Annotated in this window: 17 protein-coding genes; 4 read left to right on the top strand and 13 right to left on the bottom strand. The window is 68.0% G+C overall.

What is annotated here, in order from left to right; all coding sequences use genetic code 11:
• Position 1 precedes the first annotated feature (1 nt).
• Positions 2-2,902 (bottom strand): glycoside hydrolase family 48 protein, encoded by a 2,901-nt coding sequence (locus ABD810_RS33180; RefSeq protein ID WP_344949937.1) that lies wholly within the window; start codon positions 2,900-2,902, stop codon positions 2-4.
• A gap of 482 nt (positions 2,903-3,384) precedes the next feature.
• Here ABD810_RS33180 and ABD810_RS33175 point away from each other — a divergent pair, with 482 nt between their 5' ends.
• Positions 3,385-3,762 (top strand): DUF6158 family protein, encoded by a 378-nt coding sequence (locus tag ABD810_RS33175; protein WP_344949934.1) that lies wholly within the window; start codon positions 3,385-3,387, stop codon positions 3,760-3,762.
• A gap of 76 nt (positions 3,763-3,838) precedes the next feature.
• On the opposite strand, the gene ABD810_RS33170 is transcribed toward ABD810_RS33175, so the two are convergent.
• The 10 genes from ABD810_RS33170 to ABD810_RS33125 all read right to left on the bottom strand — a co-directional run bounded on the left by ABD810_RS33170 (position 3,839) and on the right by ABD810_RS33125 (position 15,488).
• Positions 3,839-5,296, bottom strand: coding sequence for an ice-binding family protein (locus ABD810_RS33170; RefSeq protein WP_344949931.1), 1,458 nt, complete (start codon positions 5,294-5,296; stop codon positions 3,839-3,841).
• A 333-nt stretch (positions 5,297-5,629) separates the two neighbouring features.
• A complete protein-coding gene (locus tag ABD810_RS33165) occupies positions 5,630-7,360 on the bottom strand; it encodes a cellulase family glycosylhydrolase (RefSeq protein ID WP_344949928.1) in 1,731 nt (576 codons plus the stop codon).
• A gap of 767 nt (positions 7,361-8,127) precedes the next feature.
• Positions 8,128-9,606 carry a serine/threonine-protein kinase gene (locus tag ABD810_RS33160; protein WP_344949925.1) on the bottom strand — a complete coding sequence of 493 codons (1,479 nt, stop codon included), beginning with the start codon at positions 9,604-9,606 and terminating at the stop codon, positions 8,128-8,130.
• A complete protein-coding gene (locus ABD810_RS33155; RefSeq protein ID WP_344949923.1) occupies positions 9,593-10,600 on the bottom strand; it encodes a LacI family DNA-binding transcriptional regulator in 1,008 nt (335 codons plus the stop codon). Before ABD810_RS33155 ends, ABD810_RS33160 begins: the two co-directional genes overlap by 14 nt.
• 368 nt (positions 10,601-10,968) lie before the next feature.
• Complete coding sequence (locus ABD810_RS33150) at positions 10,969-12,078, bottom strand: LLM class flavin-dependent oxidoreductase (RefSeq protein WP_344949920.1); 1,110 nt, start codon at positions 12,076-12,078, stop codon at positions 10,969-10,971.
• 586 nt (positions 12,079-12,664) lie between these two features.
• Complete coding sequence (gene mscL, locus ABD810_RS33145; RefSeq protein WP_344949917.1) at positions 12,665-13,093, bottom strand: large conductance mechanosensitive channel protein MscL; 429 nt, start codon at positions 13,091-13,093, stop codon at positions 12,665-12,667.
• Positions 13,094-13,205: 112 nt separating this feature from the next.
• Complete coding sequence (locus tag ABD810_RS33140; RefSeq protein ID WP_344949914.1) at positions 13,206-13,427, bottom strand: DUF397 domain-containing protein; 222 nt, start codon at positions 13,425-13,427, stop codon at positions 13,206-13,208.
• 303 nt (positions 13,428-13,730) lie between these two features.
• Positions 13,731-13,856 carry a hypothetical protein gene (locus ABD810_RS33135; RefSeq protein WP_344949911.1) on the bottom strand — a complete coding sequence of 42 codons (126 nt, stop codon included), beginning with the start codon at positions 13,854-13,856 and terminating at the stop codon, positions 13,731-13,733.
• 185 nt (positions 13,857-14,041) lie between these two features.
• Positions 14,042-14,254 carry a DUF397 domain-containing protein gene (locus tag ABD810_RS33130; protein WP_344949909.1) on the bottom strand — a complete coding sequence of 71 codons (213 nt, stop codon included), beginning with the start codon at positions 14,252-14,254 and terminating at the stop codon, positions 14,042-14,044.
• 385 nt (positions 14,255-14,639) lie between these two features.
• On the bottom strand, positions 14,640-15,488 hold the full coding sequence (locus ABD810_RS33125) for a helix-turn-helix domain-containing protein (protein WP_344949906.1): 849 nt from the start codon (positions 15,486-15,488) through the stop codon (positions 14,640-14,642).
• Between the two features lie 390 nt (positions 15,489-15,878).
• Between ABD810_RS33125 and ABD810_RS33120 the strand changes: the two genes are divergently transcribed.
• A complete protein-coding gene (locus ABD810_RS33120; RefSeq protein ID WP_344949904.1) occupies positions 15,879-16,187 on the top strand; it encodes a hypothetical protein in 309 nt (102 codons plus the stop codon).
• Positions 16,188-16,467: 280 nt separating this feature from the next.
• Positions 16,468-18,102 carry a glycosyl hydrolase family 8 gene (locus ABD810_RS33115; protein WP_344949902.1) on the top strand — a complete coding sequence of 545 codons (1,635 nt, stop codon included), beginning with the start codon at positions 16,468-16,470 and terminating at the stop codon, positions 18,100-18,102.
• Positions 18,103-18,178: 76 nt separating this feature from the next.
• Here the strand turns inward: ABD810_RS33115 and ABD810_RS33110 are convergent, their stop codons facing one another.
• Positions 18,179-19,354 carry a glycosyltransferase family 4 protein gene (locus ABD810_RS33110; RefSeq protein ID WP_344949899.1) on the bottom strand — a complete coding sequence of 392 codons (1,176 nt, stop codon included), beginning with the start codon at positions 19,352-19,354 and terminating at the stop codon, positions 18,179-18,181.
• Positions 19,351-20,271 (bottom strand): sulfotransferase family protein, encoded by a 921-nt coding sequence (locus tag ABD810_RS33105; RefSeq protein WP_344949896.1) that lies wholly within the window; start codon positions 20,269-20,271, stop codon positions 19,351-19,353. The genes ABD810_RS33110 and ABD810_RS33105 overlap by 4 nt, the downstream gene beginning before the upstream one ends.
• A 357-nt stretch (positions 20,272-20,628) precedes the next feature.
• On the opposite strand from ABD810_RS33105, the gene glgX reads away from it, so the two are divergent.
• Positions 20,629-22,734, top strand: coding sequence for a glycogen debranching protein GlgX (gene glgX, locus ABD810_RS33100; protein ID WP_344949893.1), 2,106 nt, complete (start codon positions 20,629-20,631; stop codon positions 22,732-22,734).
• The last annotated feature ends 11 nt before the right edge of the window (positions 22,735-22,745 follow it).

Raw genomic sequence — 22,745 nt, 5'->3', positions numbered from 1 at the left:
ATCAGGGGAACAGCCGGCCGTACTCGGCGAGGGCGACGGCGACGTCGACCTGCGCCCAGTAACGGTGGTAGTTGAACGTCGGGGCCGGGCCCGTGCCGTTCAGGTAGGCCTGGACCTTCGGCCAGTCCGGGTCGTTCCTGTAGAAGGACCGGATGGAGATGAAGGTCGAGTTGGAGTTGATCGCGTCACCGTTCGGCATCTCGCCGGTCCAGCCGGCCGGGATGTAGATCGGGTCGTCGAGCCGGTTGTAGTCGGCCTTGGTCTCCGGGACCGAGACGCCCCTGGCGTCCTGGTTGTTGGCCCAGATGCCGTCCAGGATCGACTTCGCCAGGTCCCGTGCCGCCGTGTTGCCGGCCTTGGCGGCGTAGTACATGAGGACCTTGGCGTAGGCGCCTGCGACGCCGACGTCGTTGGTGTAGTCGGCGATCGTGACGTGCAGACCCGCGTTCGAGCCCGGGTTGGACGCGTTCCAGGTGTCGGGCTGGCCGGTCCAGCGCAGCGTCGAGGGCATCCGGATCGCGCCGCTGGCGCTGACCGTCGTGTTCGCGCTGGCCCAGGCGACCCACTTGTCGAGGATGGCCTTGGCGCTGGCGTTGCCGGTGGCGTAGTAGTACTCGGCCACCCGCTCCATCGACCACGCCTGGAAACCGAACCACTGGTTCGACGGCGGGTCGTGGTAGACCGGCTGCCAGTCGTAGGCCATGCCGTAGAAGGTCGGCGTTCCCGCGGGCGGGGTCGCGTAGTGGCCCTGCCAGCTGTTGGTCGCGCCACCGGCGATGGCACCTTCGGACGACTGCAGCCACCGGTAGAACTCGAGCTGCCGGGTAAGGCTGGTGCTCCAGTCGGCGACGGCGGTCGCGCCCTTGGGCTTCAGGGCGTCCACGTTGGACAGTGCCCAGGCCGCGAGCGGGTTCTGGTAACCGGAGTGGTTGTGGCTGGCCCCGATGCGCCATGCCCAGCCGGCGGAGGTGTCGTACGCGCCGCCCCAGGCGTAGTACCAGGACATCAGGTAGGCAGAGCTGTCCTTGCCGGTTCCCGCGGCGCAGGAGGTGCTGGTGCAGCCCTGCTTCTTGAAGTACTTGTCGTACATCGAGTAGCGGAGGTAGTCACCCATCTTCGCGGCCTTGGCGACCGTGGCAGAGATCTGCGACGCCTTGCCCTGCGCGGTGGCCCAGGTGTGCGCCCAGTAGGCGGCCTGGACGGCGCGCGCGTCGGCGTCGGGGGCGTTGGTGTACTTCCACTGCCTGGCGTAGGAGCTGTCGCCGGTGAACAGGTCCAGGTAGCCGTTGGGGCCACCGAACGCGAACGTGTCACAGGACGGCTGGGGCACGGTCTCGAAGACCGATTCCTCCGGCCCGCGCTGGTAGGTGTTGATGTAGGCGGGCTTGGTGGTGCCGTCGCCGCAGCGCCCGTAGCCGTAGGTGTTGTCCACGTCCAGCAGCCAGTGCATGCCGTAGATGTCACGGGTGCCGTAGGCGCTCTGCAGCTCACCGGCGATCGGGTCGACGCCGACCGAGACGTTCGAGTCGAGCCGGGAGGGGTATTGCCTGATGTCGTCCCACTCGCCGGCGTAGGTGGCCGGCTTGCTGGGGTTGTAGGACGCGTTGGTCGGCTGGTCGGCCGTGGCGGGGATGATGTACCTCTCCATGGTCGCCCAGGCCTCGTTGAACCTGGTCCACGTGCCGGTGACCTGCCCGTACACCGCCTCCAGCCACAACATGTAGCTGAACGCCTCGGACGTGGTCTCGTGGCCGTGGTCCGGGGCCTCGACCATCAGGGTCTCGACGGAGTGGTACGGCACGCCCTCGGGCGAGTAGTAGCCGTTGGCCGGGTCGTGCAGCTTGTTGTACATCGTGGTGAAGCGGTTGATGTACTCGTTGTTGCCGCCGGTGCCGTCGTTGTCCGCCTCGGTGGCGGTCAGTGAGCCGCTGGTCCAGCCGCTGGCGGTCGAGTTGAACGTCGCGGTGCCCGCCGTGGTGTCGGTGTCCTCGGCCGCCGCGATGACGACGTTCTGCGCGGTGTTCCAGTTGGCCGGGGTGAACGTCAGCGACGCGCCTGTCTGCACCGTGAGGTTGGCGTCGCCGCCGGTGGCCTTGGCGGTCGCCACGGTGACGTTGGCCGTGGGTGCCCGTGACAGCCTCACCGTGTACGACGCGGTGCCGCCCTCGGGTACGACCAGCGTCGCCGGGCTCACCACGATGGTGGACGTGGTGGTCCCCGAGACGGTGATGCCCACCGGGGTCGACGTGGTGGCGGCGCCGGCGTTGTCGGTCGCCCTTGCGGTGAGCGAGTAGCTGCCCGCCGCGACGCCGGTCCAGCTGTAGGTGTACGGCGCGGTGGTGTCGGTGCCGAGCAGGGTGGTCCCGTTGTAGAAGTCCACCTTGGCGACCGTGCCGTCCGCGTCGGCGGCGGTCGCGGCGAGGTTGACCGTGGCGGGCGCGGTGAACGTCTGCCCGGCGGTCGGCGAGGTCAGGCTGACGGTCGGCGCCTGGTTGCCCGGGGTGCTCCCGCCGTTACAGGTGACGCCGTTGACGGTGAACGACGCCGGCTTGGCGTTGGTCCCGCTGTAGGTGGCGTTGAAGCCGATGTTCGTCGACTGGCCGTTGCTCAGGGAGCCGTTCCAGTTCAGGTTGGTGGCGGTCACGCTGGTACCACTCTGGGTCCAGTTGGCGCTCCAGCCCTGGCTGATCCTCTGGTTTCCGGGGAAGGTGAACCCCAGGTTCCAGCTGGTCCAGGCGTCACCGCTGTTGGTTATCTTCACGTTTCCGGTGAAGCCGCTGCCCCAGTCGTTGGTCGTATAGTCGACCGTGCAGGCGACGGCCGCGGAAGCCGGTACGGAGGCCAGGACGGTGAAGAGGCCGGCCGCCAGGCTGGTGAGCGCGACCCACACGCCACGTTTCATCCGTGAACGTGGGAGCGCTCCCGCTCCTAACGATGATGTTGACATTCTGGACGTACTCCAAAGTGATAAAAGCGATGGATGGTACAGAAGGTGGCGCAGCGTCGGTCTCGTACCGGGTGGGGAAGGTGTTGTGGAATGGGAGCGCTCCCACATCGGATTCTGGTGAGTAAGGCAAAGATGTCAATGACATGTCCGGCAGATTTCAAGTCCTGGGCGCGGGCATCGTCGCCAGCCTGCTCGTTCTTACGGCGGGCTTATGCGGCGGTCCGGCCGGGTTCTGAAAGTTTCAGGTTCACGATCCATGATCGAGAAAGTCCCGGGATGCCGCCGACGCATTGATCGATCACGCCGGGTTCCAGGTCATCGGCGAGTCGTGACGATCAACGGTTCCGTCTCTCCGTCACGGGACGGCGCAGCGAGTGTGAGATATACCGCTTTGTCTGGAGGTGACGGTTTCGGCCTATCGGGTACATGGTGGAACCATGAACAGAGTCGATCCGAGAAACCTGAGCGTGCGAGATCTGCGCGACGAGCTGAGAGAGCTCGAGGAGTCATGGACCGAGACGCTGCTGCGCGGTTCCGAGGATGCCCTCGACGACTTCGCGTCACGCACACGCGAGCTTGAGGAGGAGTTCGACCGTCGGCAGGGGGTCGCCGACCCGATCGCCGCCGGGGGCGCGGCGGCGGAGGACACCGCGGCGACGGAAACGACCGCGGGAGACGAGGCTCCGGGGCGGACCGCCACAGGGGAGGAGCTCTCCGCGGGGGCGGCCTCGGAGGAGTGGCCCCCTGGATGGAGGTCCCCGTTCGAGCGGCACTCAGGGGAGCCGGCCTGGGGGAACGGCACCGCTCGCTCCTAGGTCCGCACGTCACCCGAATCGCTTGGGGCCCGTCCGATCAGATCGGACGGGCCCCGCGAGCTTTCCGGTCGTTACCTCAGCCGGTGACGGCGACGCGCGGACGCGGAGCCGGGTGGTACTGCTTGTACTGCTTTTGTGGCTTGGCCTGGTGGCCGTGCTGCTTCTTGTGACCCCCGTGGTAGGCCTTGTGGTGCCCCGCGTGGTGCCTGGAGCCCGAGTGGTGCTCGCTGTGGTGGCCGCCGCCTCCACCCTCGTGGAACACGCCGTGCAGCGTGCGCAGCGTCTGCACCGTCACCAGGCGACCCTTCTTGTCGTAGTGTTCCCGGTCCATGCGATGCTTCCTGGCCAGCTGCTTCTTGTCACGGTTCTTGGCGTCGAACTGCTGCTGCTGCTCCCCCTCCTCCTCCTTGTTGTCGTCAGACTCCTCGCATTCGTCGTCCTTCGACGGCGGGCAGCTGCCGTTCGGGCCGACCCGCAGGAGGAACTCGGACGAGGCGCTGGGATTCAGCGGGTCCGTGCCAGGGAAGCTGGCGACGATCCGGCGGATCCCCTCGGTGAGAGTCGGCGAGAGCGTGGCGCGGCCGTTCGAGTCGAGCTGGACGGCGCCCAGGCTGACGCCGTCGGCGGTGAACACGACCGGGCCGGTCGGGACGGTCTTGCCCGAGGACCGCACCGTCGCGGTCAGGGTCAGCGGACCGCCTCCGGGCCCGTTGGTGGAGCACGACGTGGTCACCGTCGTCGTGGTCGTCCTGCCGGTGGTCGGCGGGGTGCAGCCCGGGGGCAACGTGATGGTGTCCGAGGAGAGGAACAGGGCGCTGGGGCGGCCGACGAGCACCCGGCCGTTCACCGTGACGTTGAAGCCCAAGGCGACCACGCCCGCGACCGTGGGCTCCACCAGGAGGTTGCCACGGAAGGTGGAGCCCGTCCCCAGGGTCACGGCCGCCGTGCTCATCGCGAAGAACACCCGGCAGGGTGATGCGCCGTTGATGAGTGAGATAGCGCCGGTGGACGCGGTGGTGAGGCCCGCGCCCCTGATGATGAAGACCGAGTTGGGGTCCCCCTGGGCGTCCAGCGTCAGAGTCCCGCCGGTGAGCGTGAACAGACCCGGCGCGGCGGTGTTGTAGACACCGGGTGTCAGCGTCTGCCCGGCCAGCGCGGGAGCGATCGTGCTGGTCAGAGGCCTGCTCGTGACGTCGTCGTAGGCGAGCGCCAGGCCCGTCTGCGCCGCTGCCGCGGCGGGGTCACCGATGTGGATGGCTCCGTTCACGGTGGGTGGCGTGCCGACCACCGCGAGGGCCGGGCTGACCCCAAGGTCTCCGTTGACGGTGGTGCCGCCGACGTTGGTGATGGCGCCCCCGGACAGAACCGCGAAGGAGGAGGCCGCGCCGAGGTTCACCGAGGGCGCGGCCGCCGCCGTCGCCGAATCGGGCGCCGCCGCGACGACCCACATCGCGACCGTCGTCGTCAGAGCCGCCGCCAGCAAGGAGCGAACGAAATGTCGCGGCCCGACGCGAGGCCGGCTGGCATATTTCATAAAGCGTTCCTTTGCTTTTAGTATTGCTATGTGAAAACGCATTGATGATGATGATGCGCCTTGAGATCCCACCGTACTGACGCGTGGCAGCGCTTTCATCGTGCGACATGCGGAAGATTTAAATCCGCGCTCATCAGCGCATATGAAGGAAATGTCACTCGTCGCCGCAAAAGGCCGGCCGCTTGGGGGACATGAGCCCGTCCCGCCCGGGATGAATCGGACCGCGGCCACGGGTTCTCCCGTGTTCATGCCATCCGTCGTGTTCTGTGTGCCGCTTCGGCGTAATAAAAGGCTCTGATACCGGAAGAACGTTAAATGCGGTACGGGCGGCGATCACCGAATTCGTGTCGGCCGGCGCGCCGAGGCCCACATGGCGAAGGCGGACGCGATGCGCCCGCCTTCGCATTTCTCCGGCCCGCGAACGCGGATGTCCCGGACGTGAGGGGCCTCGGGAACGCGGGCCGGTGGACGTCGTGATCGTGCGGCTACGTGCAGGTGACTCCGGACGGGCCGGGGGTAGGAGGGCCCGTTGGCGGTGAAGCCCACGACGACCGACTGGCCGGGAGCGAGGGTGGTGGCGTGGCTCGGGGCCTTGGCGGTGAAGGTGCTGCCGCTCTGGGTGAGCGTGGCGTTCCAGCCGCTGCCGAGGGAGACGCCGGACGGCATGGACCAGCTCACCGACCAGTTCTTCCAGCTCGCCGTGCCGTTGTTCTTGACGGTGAGCTCGGCCTGGAACCCGCCCGACCAGGAGTTGGTCACGGCGTAGGTCGTCCCGCAGGTGGCGGAGGTCGGGGTGGGGGTGGGCGTCGGGGTGCCGCTGCCTCCGCCGCCCACCGGCGGGATGAGGTAGGGCTGCAGGATGCTCTGCTTGGCCTGGTCGACGGTCGTCCAGTCGTCCTTCACGATGCCGCCGGTGTCACCGGAGTTCGGGTTCCACGACCAGTAGGTGAAGGACATGCCGTTGACGCCGGTGCCGGTGTACTTCATCAGCTCCTGGAGCCAGATCTTGTCGGTGTTGCCGGCCAGCGTGGTGCCGAACTCGCCCATCATGATGGGGGCGATGTTCTCCTTGTGGAGGTAGCCCCAGAACCTGTCCCAGATGGCGGGCATGTTCGCCGGGTAGGTCGGGTCGTCGAACCACGACTGGCGGTAGACCGAGGTGGCGTACTCGTGGGGCGAATAGACCAGCCGGTTCGCCACGTTCAGCCGCACCGGGAAGTCCCTGGCCTTGGACAGGTTGCCGCCCCACCAGCCGCAGGGCTCGTCGGGGATGTTGTCCCAGGCGTTGGCGTTGCCGCCGCTGGGGCAGCTCACGCCCTCGACGAAGATCAGCCAGTTGGGCTGCACCCCGAGGATCGCGTTCCCGGCGCGCTCCGCGGCGAGGCGCCAGTCGCGGGCGGTGTCGCCGCAGCCCCAGCACGCGCCGGTGCTGTTGGGCTCGGTGCCGTCGGCGTGCGGCTCGTTGTGCAGGTCGGCGCCGATGACGGTGGTGTTGCCCGCGTAGTGCTGCGCGAGGTTCTTCCAGTCGTTGATCCACGTGCTCTCGGGAACCGCCGCGGTGTACCAGAGCGCGGTCTGGCCGGCCGAGGTGGGCCGGTGCCGGTCGAGGATGACGCGCATCCCCTTGGTCCCGGCGTAGTCCACGACCTTGTCGAGGATCTGCATCGGGGAGAGCCCGGCGAGATCGGGGTTGGTGTAGGTGTTCACGCTGGTCGCGACCGCGCCGGGCTTGACGGCGTCGTCGGAGAACGGTACCCGCAGGGTGTTGTAGCCGAGGCTCGCCATGAGGTCGAGCTGGCTCCTCCAGGGGTTGCTCGACCACAGGCCGTGGAAGGTCTTGTTATCGGTTTCCATCCCAAACCAGTTGATTCCGGTTAGCCGAACCGTGGCACCGGTGCTGTCCACGATCTTGTTTCCGCTGGTGTGGAGGTACCCGACGCCGGTCCCGCCCGCCGCCTGGGCGGGAGCCGAGCCGAGCGTGACCGCCAGCGCGGTGGTGGTGACGGTGACGGCGACCGCGGTGAGCGCGGCCTGCCACCTCCCGCCGATCCATGGAGATTTCATCGGGTGCCCTTCATTGATGAGGCGAGGCGCGACGGCACTTCCGCGGGGCCCGCTGGTCGCAGGGGATACGGCCGGGATGTTCGGCGACCGGTACGGCCGGGCCCGCTGCACGGCCCGGCCGCGCTCGTCATGCTTCGGCGCGCTTTTCCGGCACGTCAAACGCGAGTGAAGCCGTTCCCGTGATGACCTGCGCGGGGGCATGTAACTTTCACGCCGGGCGGCCGTGGCGGTGAAGGCGGTTGTAATTTTCACGGCGGGCAGCGAGGGGCCGGGCCGGTTGCCTGGGGATTTCACGCGGTCAAGCGCTCGCTTGCCGGATGGGCCCCGGTGTCCTCATATACGGCGCCCTTGTGGGCGTGGAGAAATTTCTCAAAGCTGGGAGCGCTCCCACCGATCTGGGCCGAGGCGGGCGGCGTGGAAGGCGCCACGAGCCTTTCGTGGAACGGCGTGCGAGGCCCCGGGCACCCCGGGACGGCCTGATTCAACGGGTCCGGTGGCGGAGCGGGATGAATGCGGCGGGATTCACGGTGAGCGGGTCCACCATGCCCGGATGGAAAGATCAGAGTCAAGACGGCTCAGTCAAGAGCATGAATTCGGGCGCGCGACCCCGATTTATGAATAGGGGTTTCCCGTACGGAATTGAATTCCTGAAAGCGGCTTCCTGGGCGCCGGGATTCACCGGCGCTTCACACGCGAAAGTGAACGGCCGCCGGGCCTGCGCCCGGCGGCCGTTCACGGCGTGCGTCTCCTCGGGGCGGCCCGGCGCCTCAGGCGGCCTTCCCGAGCGCGGCCCCGATCAGGAGGAGGCCCTGCACCAGCTCGTCACGGACGCTGGGGGACAGGCTCCCCTCCCGGGCCCGGTCGTCGAGCTTCCTCTGCGCGCTCTTCAGGCCGTCGCGGGGATCCTCCATTGACTGCAGAAGGTTGTGCACCACCTGCCGCAGATCGAGGGCGACGTCGGCGCGAATGGCTCCGGCGGTCTCTCCGGCCTCCAAGGTGGCGTCGAAGCGGCCTACCGCCTGGGTGAGCGTGGGAGTCGGCCGCGTGCCGGACGTGGGCTCCCGCCCGGCGCCTGGTGGCGGAGGTGAGGTGGCCCGCAGTGTCGGGGCGGGTGAGGGCGATCGCGACAGGGAGGGGACTGTGGAGGGGGATCGGTCCGGCTTGGCGGTCCCGTCCTCGCCGGAGATCGGCTCGGCCAGCGCGCCGGACCGCCGGTCGTGACCGTTCGCCGGGGCCGTGGGGTCCGCGGAGGTCCGCGTGGTGATGACCGACGCCACCGGCGGCGGCAGGTCGGGCTGTATCCACAGCAGGGCGACGGTCCAGGTGGCCAGTGCGGCGGCGGCGATGGAGGCCAGCCGCAAGCGACGCATCCACAGGGCGGTCTCGTTGCCCGAGGTGGCCGACGCGCTGAGGGCCGCGGTGAGGGTCTCGGCGACGTGCTGGGCGCTGGGCCGCTGCCCGGGGTCCTGGGCCAGGCAGCTCCTGCACAGCTCGGCCATCTCCCGCGGCAGTCCCGGCACCCCGTCCGGGGCCGGGGGCGGCCCGGTACGTTGGGCGTCCTCCACCGCCTCCCAGGTGGTCTCGGGATAAGGGGGAGCGCCGGTGAGCATCTCGAAGATCAGCACGCCCAGGCCGTACACGTCGACGGCGGGGTGGACGCTGGCGCCGGCCAGCCGCTCCGGCGCCACGTACGGCGGGGTGCCGAACTCGGCCAGCCGCTGGTCCACCTGCTCGCCGACGAATACCGCTATCCCGAAGTCGAGCAGCTTCGCGCCCTCGGGGGTGAGCAGGACGTTCTCGGCCGTGACGTCACGGTGGACGATGCCCCGCTGGTGCGCCGCCGCGAGCACCAGCGCCACCCTGGTTCCGATGATCGCGGCCTCTCGCCAGGGCAGGGGGCCCTCGGCGATCCGCTCGGAGAGCGGCCGGCCGTCGAGCAGGCGCATCACGACGTAAGCGGCGAGCCTGCCACGGGCCGTGACGGTCTCGCCGTAGTCGTACACCTCGATCGCGTCCGGATGGATCAGCCGGGCGGTGGCCCGTGCCTCCCTCCGGATCAGATCGCGACCGCCGTGGTCGCCGCCGACGCACCCGTCCAGGACCTTGATCGCGACGGTCCGATGGAGCGACTGGTCGAACGCGCGCCAGATCGCGGACATCCCCCCCGTTGCGATCTGCTCCACGAGCCGGTACCGGCGCGTGAGCACATCGCCTTCCTGCATGCCCCCCGAATCAAGTTGATTCACGAACTACCAGCTCCGTGGGAAGAATCGGGTTGCCGTGGGGGACGTCGTCTTCTGAGGTGATGGACATGAGCAGCATCCTCGCGGCGAGCACCGCCATCTCCTCCACCGGCTGGCGCACCGTGGTCAGCGTGGGGGAGGTGTGCCTGGCGAGCGGGGCGTCGTCGAACCCGATCACGGCCACGTCGTCCGGCACCCGCCGCCCCGCGCGCCGCAGGGCCTGCATGGCCCCGGCGGCCATCGGGTCGGAGGCGGCGAAGACCGAGTCGAGGTGCGGCGACCGCTGCAGCAGCCACTGCATGGCGTGCGCACCCGAAGCATGGGTGAAGTCGCCGTACGCCACCGGGACGTCGTGCATCCCGGCCGCGTGCAGTGTCCGGAGGAAGCCGTCCAGGCGATCTCGGGCGCCGGGCAGCGTGGGCGGTCCCGCGATGACCGTGATCGCCCGGCGGTTGGTCAGCAGCAGGTGCTCCGCCGCCTGGCGCGCTCCATCGAGGTTGTCCATATCGACGAAGGGCAGGTCGATGCCGTCGGGCGGGCGCCCGGCGCTGCGCACGGCGATCCCCGAGGCGGCCAGGGTGACCGCCAGGGGATGTCGCTCTCTGGCGCCCGCGAGCAGGACGCCGTCGAAGGATCCCGTCACCAGAGGCGGTGCGGCGATCGTCGAGGTCGCCGGTGTGGCGGTCATCACGACGAACGGCACCCCGTAACTGGTGAAAACCTCGTCCGCCGCGGACAGCAGGCGCGTGTAGAAGGGCTCGGAGAACATGCGCTGCGTGTGCTCGCAGATCACCGCGGCGACGAGCTGGTCGGACCGCCGTGCGGAAGTGCCACGGGGCGCGCGATGCCGTACGTAGCCAAGACGTGACATGGCGTCATGGACCTGACGGCGGGTTGAGGTGCTCACGCGGACGGAGCCGGTGAGCACTCGTGAGGCCGTGGCGGGGGAGACCCCTGCTTCGGCTGCTACTTGGGCAAGCGTGGGCTGGTCAGCCATCCGGCTTCCTCCGCTTTCAAGGCAAATCGCGAAGGCGTGGGAGCGCTCCCATTACAATAACAGTGTTTCTTGCGTGTCAACAGATGTTTCCGATAAATGTTCCACGCGATCTGGAGGCGATGTTACGGACATATTCCATGCGAAGAAAGGTCCCAGTCAGAGATTCCTGGTGGAATCGGGGGAACTGGGCCACGGTGCATCGCGGTGGACGGGAGTGGCACGCGGCGGCCGACCTGCTCAGCCCTGTCAGACGAGCGGAGCGGCCGGCCGCGGCGGCAGGCGCGTGTTACCGGGATGTTACCGGCAGGGCTCGTGCGGCCCGGGGTTGCGGTCAGCCAGGCGTGGGCGATATGCCCAGCCTGTTTAACTTAAGGGATGTTTGTGGTGATTGATGAGCGTGTAGGCGATTCGCCGACTGGGTCGCCGGTCATGTCGTAGGCGCCGGCGATCAGCTCGAACGAGCGGAGCCGCGCCTCGGCACCGTAGACCCCCGTGGTGATCATGAGCTCGTCCGCGCCCGTGCGCTCGCGCAGCGCCTCCAGGCCCGCGCGTACGGTCACCGGGTCACCGTGGACGACGTTCGACAGCCAGTCCTCGACGAACTGCTGCTCGGCCGGGCTGTAGGGATACGACTCGGCCTCTTCGGGCGTGGGAAGCGGAGCGGGCCGGCCGCGCCGCAGCCAGAGCATGCCGAGCGCGGCGGTGCGCGCCGTGCGGAGGGCCTCGCCGGGGGTGTCCGCGGCCACCGCGCTGACGCCGATCATCGCGTAGGGCTTGTCCAGCACGTCGGAAGGCTGGAACGCCGAGCGGTAGATGTCGAGGGCCGGAATCGTGTTGGCCGCGCTGAAGTGATGGGCGAAGGCGAACGGCAGCCCGAGCAGGCCCGCGAGCTGGGCGCTGAAGCCGCTGGAGCCGAGCAGCCAGATCGGAGGGCGCCCCGAGCCGGGAGCGCTCGCCTCGCCGGGCACGGCATGGATGCGCTCGTACGGGTGGCCGGCAGGGAAGTCGTCGTCGAGGAAGGCGGTGAGTTCGGCCAGTTGCTGCGGGAAGTCGTCGGCGTCCGGAGTGGCCATGCGGCGCAGTGCCCGGGCGGTCGCCTGGTCGGTGCCGGGCGCGCGGCCGAGGCCGAGGTCGATGCGTCCTGGGTGCAGGGCGTGCAGGGTGCCGAACTGCTCGGCGATGACGATCGGGGCGTGGTTCGGCAGCATGACCCCGCCGGAGCCCAGCCGGATGCGCCGCGTGCTCGCTCCGAGGTGGGCGAGGATCACGGCCGGGGAGGAACTGGCGACGCTCGGCATCCCGTGGTGTTCCGCCACCCAGAACCGGTGGTACCCCCAGCCCTCGGCGCGCCGTGCCAGCTCGGTGGTCGTCCGCAGGGCATCGGCGGGCGTGTCGCCGGCGCCTACGGTGGCCAGGTCAAGGATGGACAGCGGGACGACGGATTCGCCACGGGCGGTACCACGGATGAGATCACTCACAAACCAAACAACCCCGGTTGAACAGCGACTATTCCGACGGGACACGCCCGGGGTACGGCCCGCGCTGCGGACCGGGCGTATCCGACGGGCGGCCCCTATCGGGAGACCGGGCCCATCCGGCGGGGTCGGTCCGCATCTGGGGGCCGGGCCCATCCGGGGGGTCGGTCCGCATCCGGGAGACCGGGCCCATCCGGGGGGGCCGCATCCCGGGGTCCGGGCCGTTTGCGGCGGGTCGGTCCGCATCCGGGGGGCTGGGCTGTTTGCGGCGGGGTTGGTCCGCATCCGGGGGGCTGGGCGATTGCGGCGGGGTCGGTCCGCATCCGGGGGGCCGGGTCGTTTGCGGCGGGGGTCGGCTTGTCCGGGAGACCGGGGCCCATCCGGCGGGGACGCCGGCCGCCGAGGAGGCACCGGAGCTATGAGGGTGATGGGTACACCCCTCATAGCCCCATAGTGTTCCGCCTCATAGCCCCATGGTGTTCCGGCTCATAGCCCCATGGTGTTCCGGCCCATTCAAGGGAGACGGCACCGGTCGGGGCCGCCGCCGGTGCCGTGGGTGGGTCTTCGGGCTCTCAGCCGGTGATCCGGCTCAGGCGGGCGGGCGGTCGTTGGCCGGCACCGCGGTGAGCTCCGCGGTGCAGAAAGCGCAGCGGCGGGCGTCGAGCGGGATGTCGCTCTTGCACTCCGGGCACTCCTTCTCGGTGCTCTTCTGGTTCCGGTCGAAGATGCTCACCAGCCGCGTCATCGGCATGACGACCAGCCAGTAGACCACCGCGGCGATGATGAGGAAGGTCAGCAGGTGGTTGATGAAGTCGCCGTACTTGAACTCGGAGCCGTTGACGGTGAAGCTGTACTTCCCGAAGTCGGGCTGCCTGCCACCGGTGATGGCGCCGATCAGCGGGGTGATCAGATCGGCCACCAGAGCCTGGATCAGGCCGCTGAAGGTGGCGCCGATCACTACGGCGACGGCGAGTTCGACGAGATTGCCGCGGAGCAGAAACTTCTTGAATCCGCCCATCTGTGCGTCCTCCGGGGGATGCGTGCGTAGGGGGTGAAAGGTCTCGGGCTACCCCTATGTTCCCCCGCAAACCCAGCCAAGGCAGCAGGGTTCCAGCCGCTCGCGCTGGGGATCAGCGCCTGTCGGCCGCGAGCCGGTCGAAGTCGAACCGCCCCTCTTTGGCGGCGTCGATGAAGGACTTCCACTCGTCACCGGAGTAGACGAGGATCGGGCTGCCGTCGTCCTTGCCGTCCCGCACGCCGACCCAACCCTCCTCGTACGCAACCTCGACACAACTGCCGTTGTTGCAAGCCGCGTACCACGTCACCCCCTGGAACGCAGGTCCGCCTGTCATACGCCTCCCTCCCAGGAAACTTCCACCGTATTTCGGCACAGGCATTGTGCTCGGCGAAATTATAGATGATCGCCGCCCGGAAAAACGGCCGTGTCACGCTGGTGTTCCAGGCGTCGGAGCGAGTGATGTGACGATTGGGGTGGTCAGCCACCTCAGATGCGAACGAGCATCTCTCTGTCACTCCGGCGATACGGCACGCTTCCTGGCTATAGGCAAGCCATTCGGGTAAGAAGCCTCGTCAACCGGACGGGCATCGCCGGTGCCCAGGTAATAGGAATGCCAGAAATAGCACGAATGAATGTGTTATGCCAGGCCATGGCGGGTGTGGAATTCCGGTGAACGGGAGGTGAATTCGGAAACGGCGCCGGTGAAGCGGCCCGGCGCCGTCTGCTCGGCTGCGTTCATCTGGATTTCGCTGTCACGCATCATATGGTGAGCGGTATTCCTGCGGTGGGGCCGACGCTCGTAACATCCGCCATCCGCGACCGTGGATCTCTAGGTGGAAGATCTGGTTTGTCTTTCGGTGACGGTGGCGCCGGACCGGCGGCCGCCGTCATGAATCTTTCGGCTCGTTTCCGGGTCAGAGAAGCGGGCCGTGAAGCCGGAACCCCGGATCAGAGATCGAATTCGCCGGCCTTGACGCCGCTGACGAAGGTGCGGAACTCGTCGAGGCTGAATTCGAGGACGGGGCTGTTGCCGTCCTTGTTGTCACGGATCCCGACGCCGCCGTGCGGAAGCTCGGCGACCTCCACACAGGTTCCGTTGTTACATCCGCTCGCGGCCTTCCACTGCAGGCCGGAGTACCCGAAAGGGTGGTGCGACGTCATCGTCTCTCCTGATGTCACTGAGGATCCCTCGCCGAGCGTGCCCTTCCAGGAGATGGCGTTCTCCGGACAGGCGCGACCGACATGATCGGGCCGGATAAATAGGCGTGAGCCCCCGCTGAGACGTGGCCGTGGCGGGCCAAGTCGGTATGCGAGGGCTCCTGGTGATCATTTATCGCAGCTACGGCCGACATGTCAACATGATCAAGGACGTGATCAGGTAGAAGTTCCCCCAACGGGCCTTTACTTGGCGACCGCCTCTGTCGGTTCCTGTCGCCGCATGCCCGATATGCCCAGAAAATCTGAAATGTCAGGTGTGATGGCCATTTGCGATGTTGTTTGACGTGTTCGGCGGGACGACACGGGAAGAGGGCGGCCTCCTCACCGCCTAGGGAACGTACTTCTTGCGCAGATCGTCGATGAGGGAAACCGAGTCGCGGGAACTCAGGGCCGCGGCGCGGAGATGGGTGATGACCTCGCGGAAGCGGCCCAGCTCGCGAGGTTTCTCGAGATAGAAATCGCCCATCAAAGACTCGACATACACGGTGTCCGGGACCATGTTGTCGGGGAACTCGAGAAGGATGAACATGCTGTCGAAGCCGATATGCGCCCCGACCGTGAACGGGATCACCTGGATGATCACATGGGGAAGGTCGGCCAGCTCCAGCACACGTTCGAGCTGGGCGTGCATCACTGATGGTCCGCCGACATGCCGGTGGAGGACCGATTCGTCCAGGAGCACACAGCAGCGGGGCGGATCGTCCTGGAGGTGAAGCCGCTGTCGCTTCAGGCGGGCGTCGACGCGCTCTTCGAGGACCTCCTGCTTGATACGCGGCAGGCACCCGCGGATGACCTCCCGGGCATAGTCCTCGGTCTGGAAGAGGCTGGGCACGGTGGTCGTCTCGTACATCGTGATGGCGGTCGCCTCGCCCTCAAGGCCGATGTACGGATCGAGATCGAGATCTTCGTACTCCTGCCACCAGCCCGGCTGGCGCGCCTCCCGGGCCATGGAGATCAGGGCCTCCGCCTCTGATTGATCGACACCGTAGATCTGGCACAGATCGCGCACGTCCCGGGGGATGACGCTCCGCTGGGCCGTCTCGATGCGGCTGATCTTGGCCGTGGAGCACTCGAGCCGCTGGGCGGCCTCTTCGATGCTGAGCCCGGCGTTCTTCCTGAGCTCTCGGAGACGGGTGGCGAGCTGGCGACGCCGTAGGGTCGGATTGGCCCCGGCCATCGACGCTCACCTCTTCTCGATGCGACCATGGCCGCACGCCCCCGAGTTTTCCCAGGTAGCTCCCGTTGTCAACAGCTAACACTATTCGCCGGGGTCGATCGCCGAAGGTATCCACCAACGACACTTTCCTATGGCAATTGCCAATGGCGGTTGCTCTTGGCATGAACCAGGGTAAACAGAAGGTTAGCCCCTAACAGAGAGGACGTCGCCCCCTAAAGTGCCGCGCCCTCGCGGGGTGGCCGTCCCCTGCGGGAGGGGGAGGGTCTGCCGCGAGGTTCGCGGCCGGCGGGCGGCGTTCCCCCCTGGGGCCACGGCTAAGCCGGCTCGGTGATGGGGCACCGGGTCCGGCCGGGGAACCACGCGTCACCCGGAACGAGAGGACGACCCTCTATGAATGTGAGCCCCGCCGGGGTCGCAGTCAGCCTATGGACCTGTATACGCGAGCAGGCGCTCGCACGTCACTGGAAGCTCAGCGACGCGTTGTTCGCCGAGATCGACGGATTCGCGTGGGTGCAGGGCTGGGCGATCATCCGGTACCGGACCAAGCACACCTATCGCGACCCCCGGTTCGACCGGGTGGTCGTCTGCTGCACCTGCGGGGGAGACGGCAAGGGGGAAGGCGGCCGTATGTGCCGCACATGCAAGGGCGACGGACTGCTCAACTTCTGCGACCCTCCGGTCGCCAGAAAGACCGCCTGACCGCCCGATCCGACCGAGTCAGCACCTCTCGCCCCATCGCCACGGCATGGGGCGATTCCTTGCGTCTCACGGTGCCCTGACCTCGCCCTCACATCCGGGTGGGCGACAACCGGGTGCCCCGGTCGAAGGCGTACAGCTTCCGCGGGCCGGTAAGGAAACCTTACTGGTCACCTTGACGGCGCCCGATCAGCAGTGGTCCCATGGGCAGGAAATCGTTAGGAAGCTTTCCTAACTCTCTTGCCCCATCTCCTGATCACCCCCTAGGGAGAGGACACCTGAGGTGCACCGTCTTCTACGCGCCGCTATCACCATGCTCGCCTCGCTCACCCTGGTGCTGACCGTGTCGGCGCAGGTGAGCGTGTCGGCCGCCTCCACCCGGTACGAGGCCGAGAGCGCCACCATCTCGCAGGGCTCGGTGGCGGCCAACCACACCGGCTATTCGGGTACGGGCTTCGTCGACTACACCAATGTCACCGGCAGTTACGTCCAGTGGTCGGTGTCCGTGGCCGGTGCGGGCAGTGCCGGTCTGGTGCTGCGCTACGCCAACGGCACGTCGGTGAACCGCCCGATGGACATCAGCGTCAACGGCACGGTCGTGTCGGCGGGTAAGGCGTTCAACGGGACCGGCTCGTGGGACACCTGGGCCGACGGCACGCTGACCGTGACGTTGAACGCCGGAGCCAACACCATCCGCGCCACCGCCACCACCGCCAACGGGGGCCCCAACGTCGACCACCTGACCGTGACGACCCAGACCGGCGCCGGCCCCGCCGTGCCGTTCGGCGCGCACCTGTTCCCGTACGCTTCCGGAACCCTCAAGCCGTCCGGGTCGCAGGCCACGCTGGACCAGGCGGTGATCACCTACTACAACAAGTGGAAGAGCGCCTTCCTCAAGCAGAACTGCGGCAACGGCTGGTACCAGGTCATCTCGCCCGACGCCGACCACCCCTACGTCGCCGAGGGCCAGGGCTACGGCATGGTGATCCTCGCGACGATGGCCGGAGCGGACCCCAACGCCAAGACGGCGTTCGACGGCATGGTGAAGTACATGCTGGCGCACCCCTCGGTGAACAACGCGAACCTGCTGGCGGCCGAGCAGGACAGCTCCTGCCGCAGCGTCAACGGGTCGGACTCCGCCACCGACGGCGACCTGGACGTGGCCTTCGGCCTGCTCCTGGCCGACAGGCAGTGGGGCAGCGCGGGCACCTACGACTACAAGGACCTCGCGATCAAGCACATCAACGCGATCAAGGCCAGTGAGGTCAACCCGTCCACGCGCCTGACCCTGCTCGGCGACTGGAGCTCCTCCGGTGACTCCCTCTACTACGTCACCCGATCGTCCGACTGGATGATCGACCACTTCAGGGCGTTCAGGAAGGCCACGGGCGACACCGCCTGGGACACGATCAGGACCACGCACCAGAACCTGATCACGTCCCAGCAGGCCACCTACGCCCCCTCGACGGGCCTGCTCGCCGACTTCGTGGTCAACACCAACACCACGCCCAGGCCCGCCCCGGGCGAGGTGCTGGAGGACCCCAACGACGGCAAGTACTGGTGGAACGCCTGCCGCGATCCCTGGCGGATCGGCGCCGACGCCGTGACCAGCGGTGACCCCGCCTCACTCGCCTCGGCACGCAAGCTGAGCACCTGGATCAGGGGCAAGACCGGCGGAGACCCCGCCAAGATCGCCGTCGGCTACTCGCTCGGCGGGTCGCAGATCAGTAGCGGCAGCGAGCCGGCCTTCTTCGCGCCGTTCACGGTGGCGGCGATGACCGACCCCGCCGCCCAGGCCTGGCTGGACGCTCTCTGGAACAAGATGCTGAACACCCCCTTCACATCGAGCGACTACTACTCGACCAGCATCCAGCTCCAGGTGATGATCATCGCCAGCGGCAACTACTGGGTGCCCTGACCGAGGCTCCGCGGACGCCGTCCGGACCCCGTCCGAGGCGGCGTCCCAGCACCCGGCGGCCGGGCGCCGCGCGAGGCTAGTGCTCCGGCGTCCCGGGCCGCCCGGCCCGCTCCTTCAGCAACTCGGTGAACAGGCTCTCCCACGCCGGCATGACCTCGGCCGGAGAGTACCTCCGCACCGCCGTCCTGGCCTCGGCGCCGAGCCGCCGCCGGAGCTCGGGATCCGCTATCAGCCGGTTCATGGCGCCGGCCAGTCCGCCGATGTCCTCGGGCGGGACGAGCAGCCCGTCCACCTCGTGCGTGATGACGTCGCCCGGTCCGGTGGGGCAGTCGAAGCTGACGATGGCCAGCGCGTGGCTCATCGCCTCGATCATCACCATCGGCAGTCCCTCGAACCGCGAGCTGAGCACGAAGACGGAGGCCCTCGCCAGTTCCCGGTCGAAGTGGGAGCTGCGCCCCATCAGGGAGACGTGCTCGTGCAATCCGTGCTCATCGATCAGCGTCTGCAACTCCTCCTTCTTCGGCCCGGTGCCGTAGATGAGCAGCCGCCAGCCGGGATGGTCGCGCGCCACCTCCTCGAAGGCGGGGATGAGCAGGTCGAATCCCTTCTGCCAGTACAGGCGCCCCGCCGCTATCACGATCTTGTCCCTGTGCTCCGGCGGCCCCTGGCCGAGTCCGTCGACCGCGTTCGGGATCCGGCGGACGCGCGCCCGTGGCAGTATCCGCTGGTAGTCCGCGCGGTCGGTCTCGGTGAGCACCACCACGGCGTCCAGCCGGCTGTAGTGACGCACGACCTGTTCGCGCACGTCGTCTTTGTGGGTGGAGAGGTTCATGTGCTCCTGCGCGACGCGCACCAGGTGCTCGGGGGCGTGCCGGGCGGAGATGAGGTTCAGGGCCGGGCGGGTGGTGACCAGGATGCCGTCGTCGAGAGAGGAGACGTAGTCGATGACCGCCTTCTCGACGCGTTCGGTGAAGTAGGACGCCGCGAACTCGCCGGCCGGGACGACCTTGCCGCGCAGCCGCCGATATACCCGGCGTGACAGCGAGTCACGGGTGACCCCGCCGCGCTGGTCGGCCAGCGAGGTGACCGTGATCCGGGGATCGATGGAGAAGTGCGGGTTCTTGCGGCGCCGCACCACGCTCACGATCTCGACGTCGTGTCCGGCGGCCACCATGTGGTTGGCCTGGTTGATCACGGTGCGGATCGTGCCGCCCATCCCGTAGGCGTGGAGGAGCATGTAACGGATCTTCATGGGCCCTCCGCCTGGTCGGCGGTGTAGCCCCATCTCACGCAGATCGACCGCAGGGCGTCGGGGATCTCCTCGGCCGGTGGCAGTTCCCGTCCCGCCTGGACGGTGCCCGATCTGATCTTGTCCTTCCAGTCGCCGAGGCCCTTGCGCAGGAGCAGCCGGTCGCCGTAGGTCAGCATCCCCGGTTCCCAGGGGATGCCCAGGAAGTCGCAGACGCGCCGGGTCTCCCTCTCCGGGTCCGCGGTCAGGTCCTCGTACCGCAGGGTCGGCCCTGTCAGGGCCGACCTGGCCTTCTCGACCGCCTTCATGTAGCGCAGGGCGTCGAGCGCCGCCTCCTCCTGAGACCTCTTCTCGGGGCTCGCCTCGTGCCAGGACCGCGCGATGGACACCGGGTGCCGGAGCAGGAAGACGAACCGCGCGTCCGGCCAGCAGGTGATGAGCCGCTTGTAGGCGAACGCGTTGGCCGGCGTCTTGTCGACGATGGTCTCCTTGCCGCTTCTCACCAGTTCCCGGTGGAGCACGCGGTCCCACAGCAGGTGTTCGAGGTCGGCCTGGTTGTGGCCGAGGGCCTCCATCGCCTGCTCGGCCAGTAAGGTGCCGAACCCCACGGTCAGCCGCCGTACGTGCAGTTCGTGGGGGGCGTGCAGCTTCGAATGGGCGTCGAGCAGGGCCCGCAGCAGGGTGGATCCCGACCGGACCGGGGAGATGATGAAGACGGGGGCGGTCAGCAGGCGGTCGGTCGCCCGATCGGCGGGAGGTCTGATCGTCTCGGCCGCGGCCGTGGCCGTGAATGGCCCGGGTACGGATCCGGACGTGCCGGCCTTGCTGATCTGGAGGCCTGTCAGCCCGCTCAGCGCCTGGTTGGCCTTGCGCTTCCAATCCATGGCGGTGGAGGCTACCCGGCGTTCCTGGGAATCCACTGGGGCCGCCTTGAAGCGCGCTCGATGTTATTGAACCGTTCCACATCCCGGGACGGGAGCGCTTGGCATGATCCTTGCCGGAACGGCCATCCACGGGACGGAGGCCGCACCGGCCGCTGGATCCGAGGTGCGCCTCCCCGCCATGGGCGAGTGTCCGATGCGGGTTGACCTGGGATGTCGAGTAGCCTTTACACGAGCCGCCTGATCATCTGGCAGCCTTGGTCGGTGCGGCACCGTGACGGAAGGAACCACGAGAAGAGTGCACAATGTCCCCCTTGGACCAGTGATTGACGCACCGAGCTGCGCGGCGTGGCATGGTCGGGGGAACATCGGGCAAATCCCTATCCGGGTGGTGACATGATCGAAACTTGGCCCGGCGACCCCTATCCGCTCGGGGCTACATATGACGGCGCGGGCACCAACTTCGCGCTATATACCGAGGTCGGCGAGCGTGTGGAGCTCTGCCTGTTCGACGAGGAGAACAAGGAGGAGCGGGTCGCCCTCACCGAGTGCGAGGGGTTCGTCTGGCATGGTTACCTGCCCGGCATAGGTCCCGGTCAGCGGTACGGCTACCGCGTGCACGGACCCTACGACCCCTCTCGCGGGCAGCGCTGCAACCCCAACAAGCTTCTCCTCGACCCGTACGCCAAGGCCATCGAGGGCTCCGTCCAGTGGGACCAGGCCGTGTACGGCTACCAATTCGGCGAGCCCGACAGCCGGGAGGACACCGACTCGGCCGCCTACGTGCCGAAGTCCGTCGTGGTCAACCCCTTCTTCGGATGGGGGCACGACCGCCCGCCGGCGACGCCGTACCACGACACGGTGATCTACGAGGCGCACGTCCGGGGGCTGACCATCCAGCATCCCCGGATCCCCGAGCGCATCCGGGGCACCTACGCGGCGCTCGGGCACCCCGAGATCATCGACCACCTCAAGGGGCTTGGGGTCACCGCGATCGAGCTGATGCCCGTGCACCAGTTCGTCACCGACGACACGCTCCAGCAGCGCGACCTCACCAACTACTGGGGCTACAACACCATCGGCTTCTTCGCGCCGCACAACGCCTACTCCAGCTCGGGCGAGCGGGGCGGGCAGGTGCTGGAGTTCAAGGCGATGGTCAAGGCGCTGCACGAGGCGAACATCGAGGTCATCCTCGACGTGGTCTACAACCACACGGCCGAAGGCAACCACCTCGGCCCGACGCTGAGCATGCGCGGCATCGACAACGAGGCCTACTACCGGCTCGTGGACGACGACCAGCGCTACTACATGGACACGACCGGCACCGGCAACAGCCTGCTGATGCGCTCGCCGCACACCCTGCAGATGATCATGGACTCGCTGCGCTACTGGGTCATCGAGATGCACGTCGACGGCTTCCGCTTCGACCTCGCCTCGACCCTCGCCCGCGAGCTCCACGAGGTCGACCGGCTGTCGGCGTTCTTCGACCTGGTCCAGCAGGACCCGGTGCTCAGCCAGGTGAAGCTGATCGCCGAGCCGTGGGACGTCGGGCCCGGCGGCTACCAAGTGGGCAACTTCCCGCCCCGGTGGACCGAGTGGAACGGCCGTTACCGCGACACCATCCGCGACATGTGGCGTGGCGAGCCCGCCGCGCTGCCGGAGTTCGCCTCGCGGCTCACCGGCTCCAGCGACCTCTACCAGGACGACAGCCGCCGTCCGGCCGCCTCGATCAACTTCGTCACCTGCCACGACGGCTTCACGCTGCGCGACCTGGTCTCGTACAACGGCAAGCACAACGAGGCCAACGGCGAGGGCAACCGCGACGGCACCGACGACAACCGGTCGTGGAACTGCGGCGAGGAGGGCCCGGCCAGCGTCGCGATCGAGGCACTGCGCGAGCAGCAGAAGCGCAACTTCCTGGCCACGCTGTTCCTCTCGCAGGGCGTGCCGATGCTGTCGCACGGGGACGAGCTCGGCCGCACGCAGGGGGGCAACAACAACGCCTACTGCCAGGACAACGAGATCAGCTGGGTCGACTGGTCCGACGTCCGCGAGAACTGGCTGCTGCTGGAGTTCACGCAGCAGCTCGCGCGGCTGCGCAGCGACCATCCGGTGTTCCGGCGCAGGCGGTTCTTCTTCGGGCGGGCGGTGCGCGGGTCGGGTGACGAGCTGACCGACATCGCCTGGCTCACGCCTTCGGGCCAGGAGATGGCCGACGCCGACTGGCACAACGGCTACGCCAAGTCGCTCTGCGTCTTCCTCAACGGCGAGGCCATCACCGAGCCCGACCGGCGGGGGCGGCGGGTCGTCGACGACTCGTTCCTGCTGATGTTCAACGCCCACCACGACATCATCCGGTTCACGATCCCCAAGGACTTCGGCGACGTGTGGGTCCCGGAGATCGACACCGCGGTGCCCATCTCCATCGACTCCAAGCTGTACCGCGCGGGTGAGGACGTGCCGGTCGCCGGTCGATCGGTCCGAGTGCTCCGCCGGGCCTGACCGGTCGCAAG

Source organism: Sphaerisporangium flaviroseum (genome assembly GCF_039537005.1).
Lineage (GTDB): Bacteria > Actinomycetota > Actinomycetes > Streptosporangiales > Streptosporangiaceae > Sphaerisporangium > Sphaerisporangium flaviroseum.
Note: the sequence above shows the minus strand (reverse complement) of the source record. Positions and strands in the feature narration are given on the sequence as shown.

Bases quoted from the DNA above. Each gene is read 5' to 3' on its own strand.
- ABD810_RS33110 (WP_344949899.1), bottom strand. From the start codon at position 19,354: ATGAAGATCCGTTACATGCTCCTCCACGCCTACGGGATGGGCGGCACG.
- ABD810_RS33180 (WP_344949937.1), bottom strand. From the start codon at position 2,902: ATGAAACGTGGCGTGTGGGTCGCGCTCACCAGCCTGGCGGCCGGCCTC.
- ABD810_RS33165 (WP_344949928.1), bottom strand. From the start codon at position 7,360: ATGAAATCTCCATGGATCGGCGGGAGGTGGCAGGCCGCGCTCACCGCG.
- ABD810_RS33120 (WP_344949904.1), top strand. From the start codon at position 15,879: ATGAATGTGAGCCCCGCCGGGGTCGCAGTCAGCCTATGGACCTGTATA.
- ABD810_RS33170 (WP_344949931.1), bottom strand. From the start codon at position 5,296: ATGAAATATGCCAGCCGGCCTCGCGTCGGGCCGCGACATTTCGTTCGC.
- ABD810_RS33155 (WP_344949923.1), bottom strand. From the start codon at position 10,600: ATGGCTGACCAGCCCACGCTTGCCCAAGTAGCAGCCGAAGCAGGGGTC.
- ABD810_RS33175 (WP_344949934.1), top strand. From the start codon at position 3,385: ATGAACAGAGTCGATCCGAGAAACCTGAGCGTGCGAGATCTGCGCGAC.
- ABD810_RS33130 (WP_344949909.1), bottom strand. From the start codon at position 14,254: ATGACGTCGCACCACCCTTTCGGGTACTCCGGCCTGCAGTGGAAGGCC.
- ABD810_RS33140 (WP_344949914.1), bottom strand. From the start codon at position 13,427: ATGACAGGCGGACCTGCGTTCCAGGGGGTGACGTGGTACGCGGCTTGC.
- ABD810_RS33135 (WP_344949911.1), bottom strand. From the start codon at position 13,856: ATGATGCGTGACAGCGAAATCCAGATGAACGCAGCCGAGCAGACGGCG.
- mscL (WP_344949917.1), bottom strand. From the start codon at position 13,093: ATGGGCGGATTCAAGAAGTTTCTGCTCCGCGGCAATCTCGTCGAACTC.
- glgX (WP_344949893.1), top strand. From the start codon at position 20,629: ATGATCGAAACTTGGCCCGGCGACCCCTATCCGCTCGGGGCTACATAT.
- ABD810_RS33125 (WP_344949906.1), bottom strand. From the start codon at position 15,488: ATGGCCGGGGCCAATCCGACCCTACGGCGTCGCCAGCTCGCCACCCGT.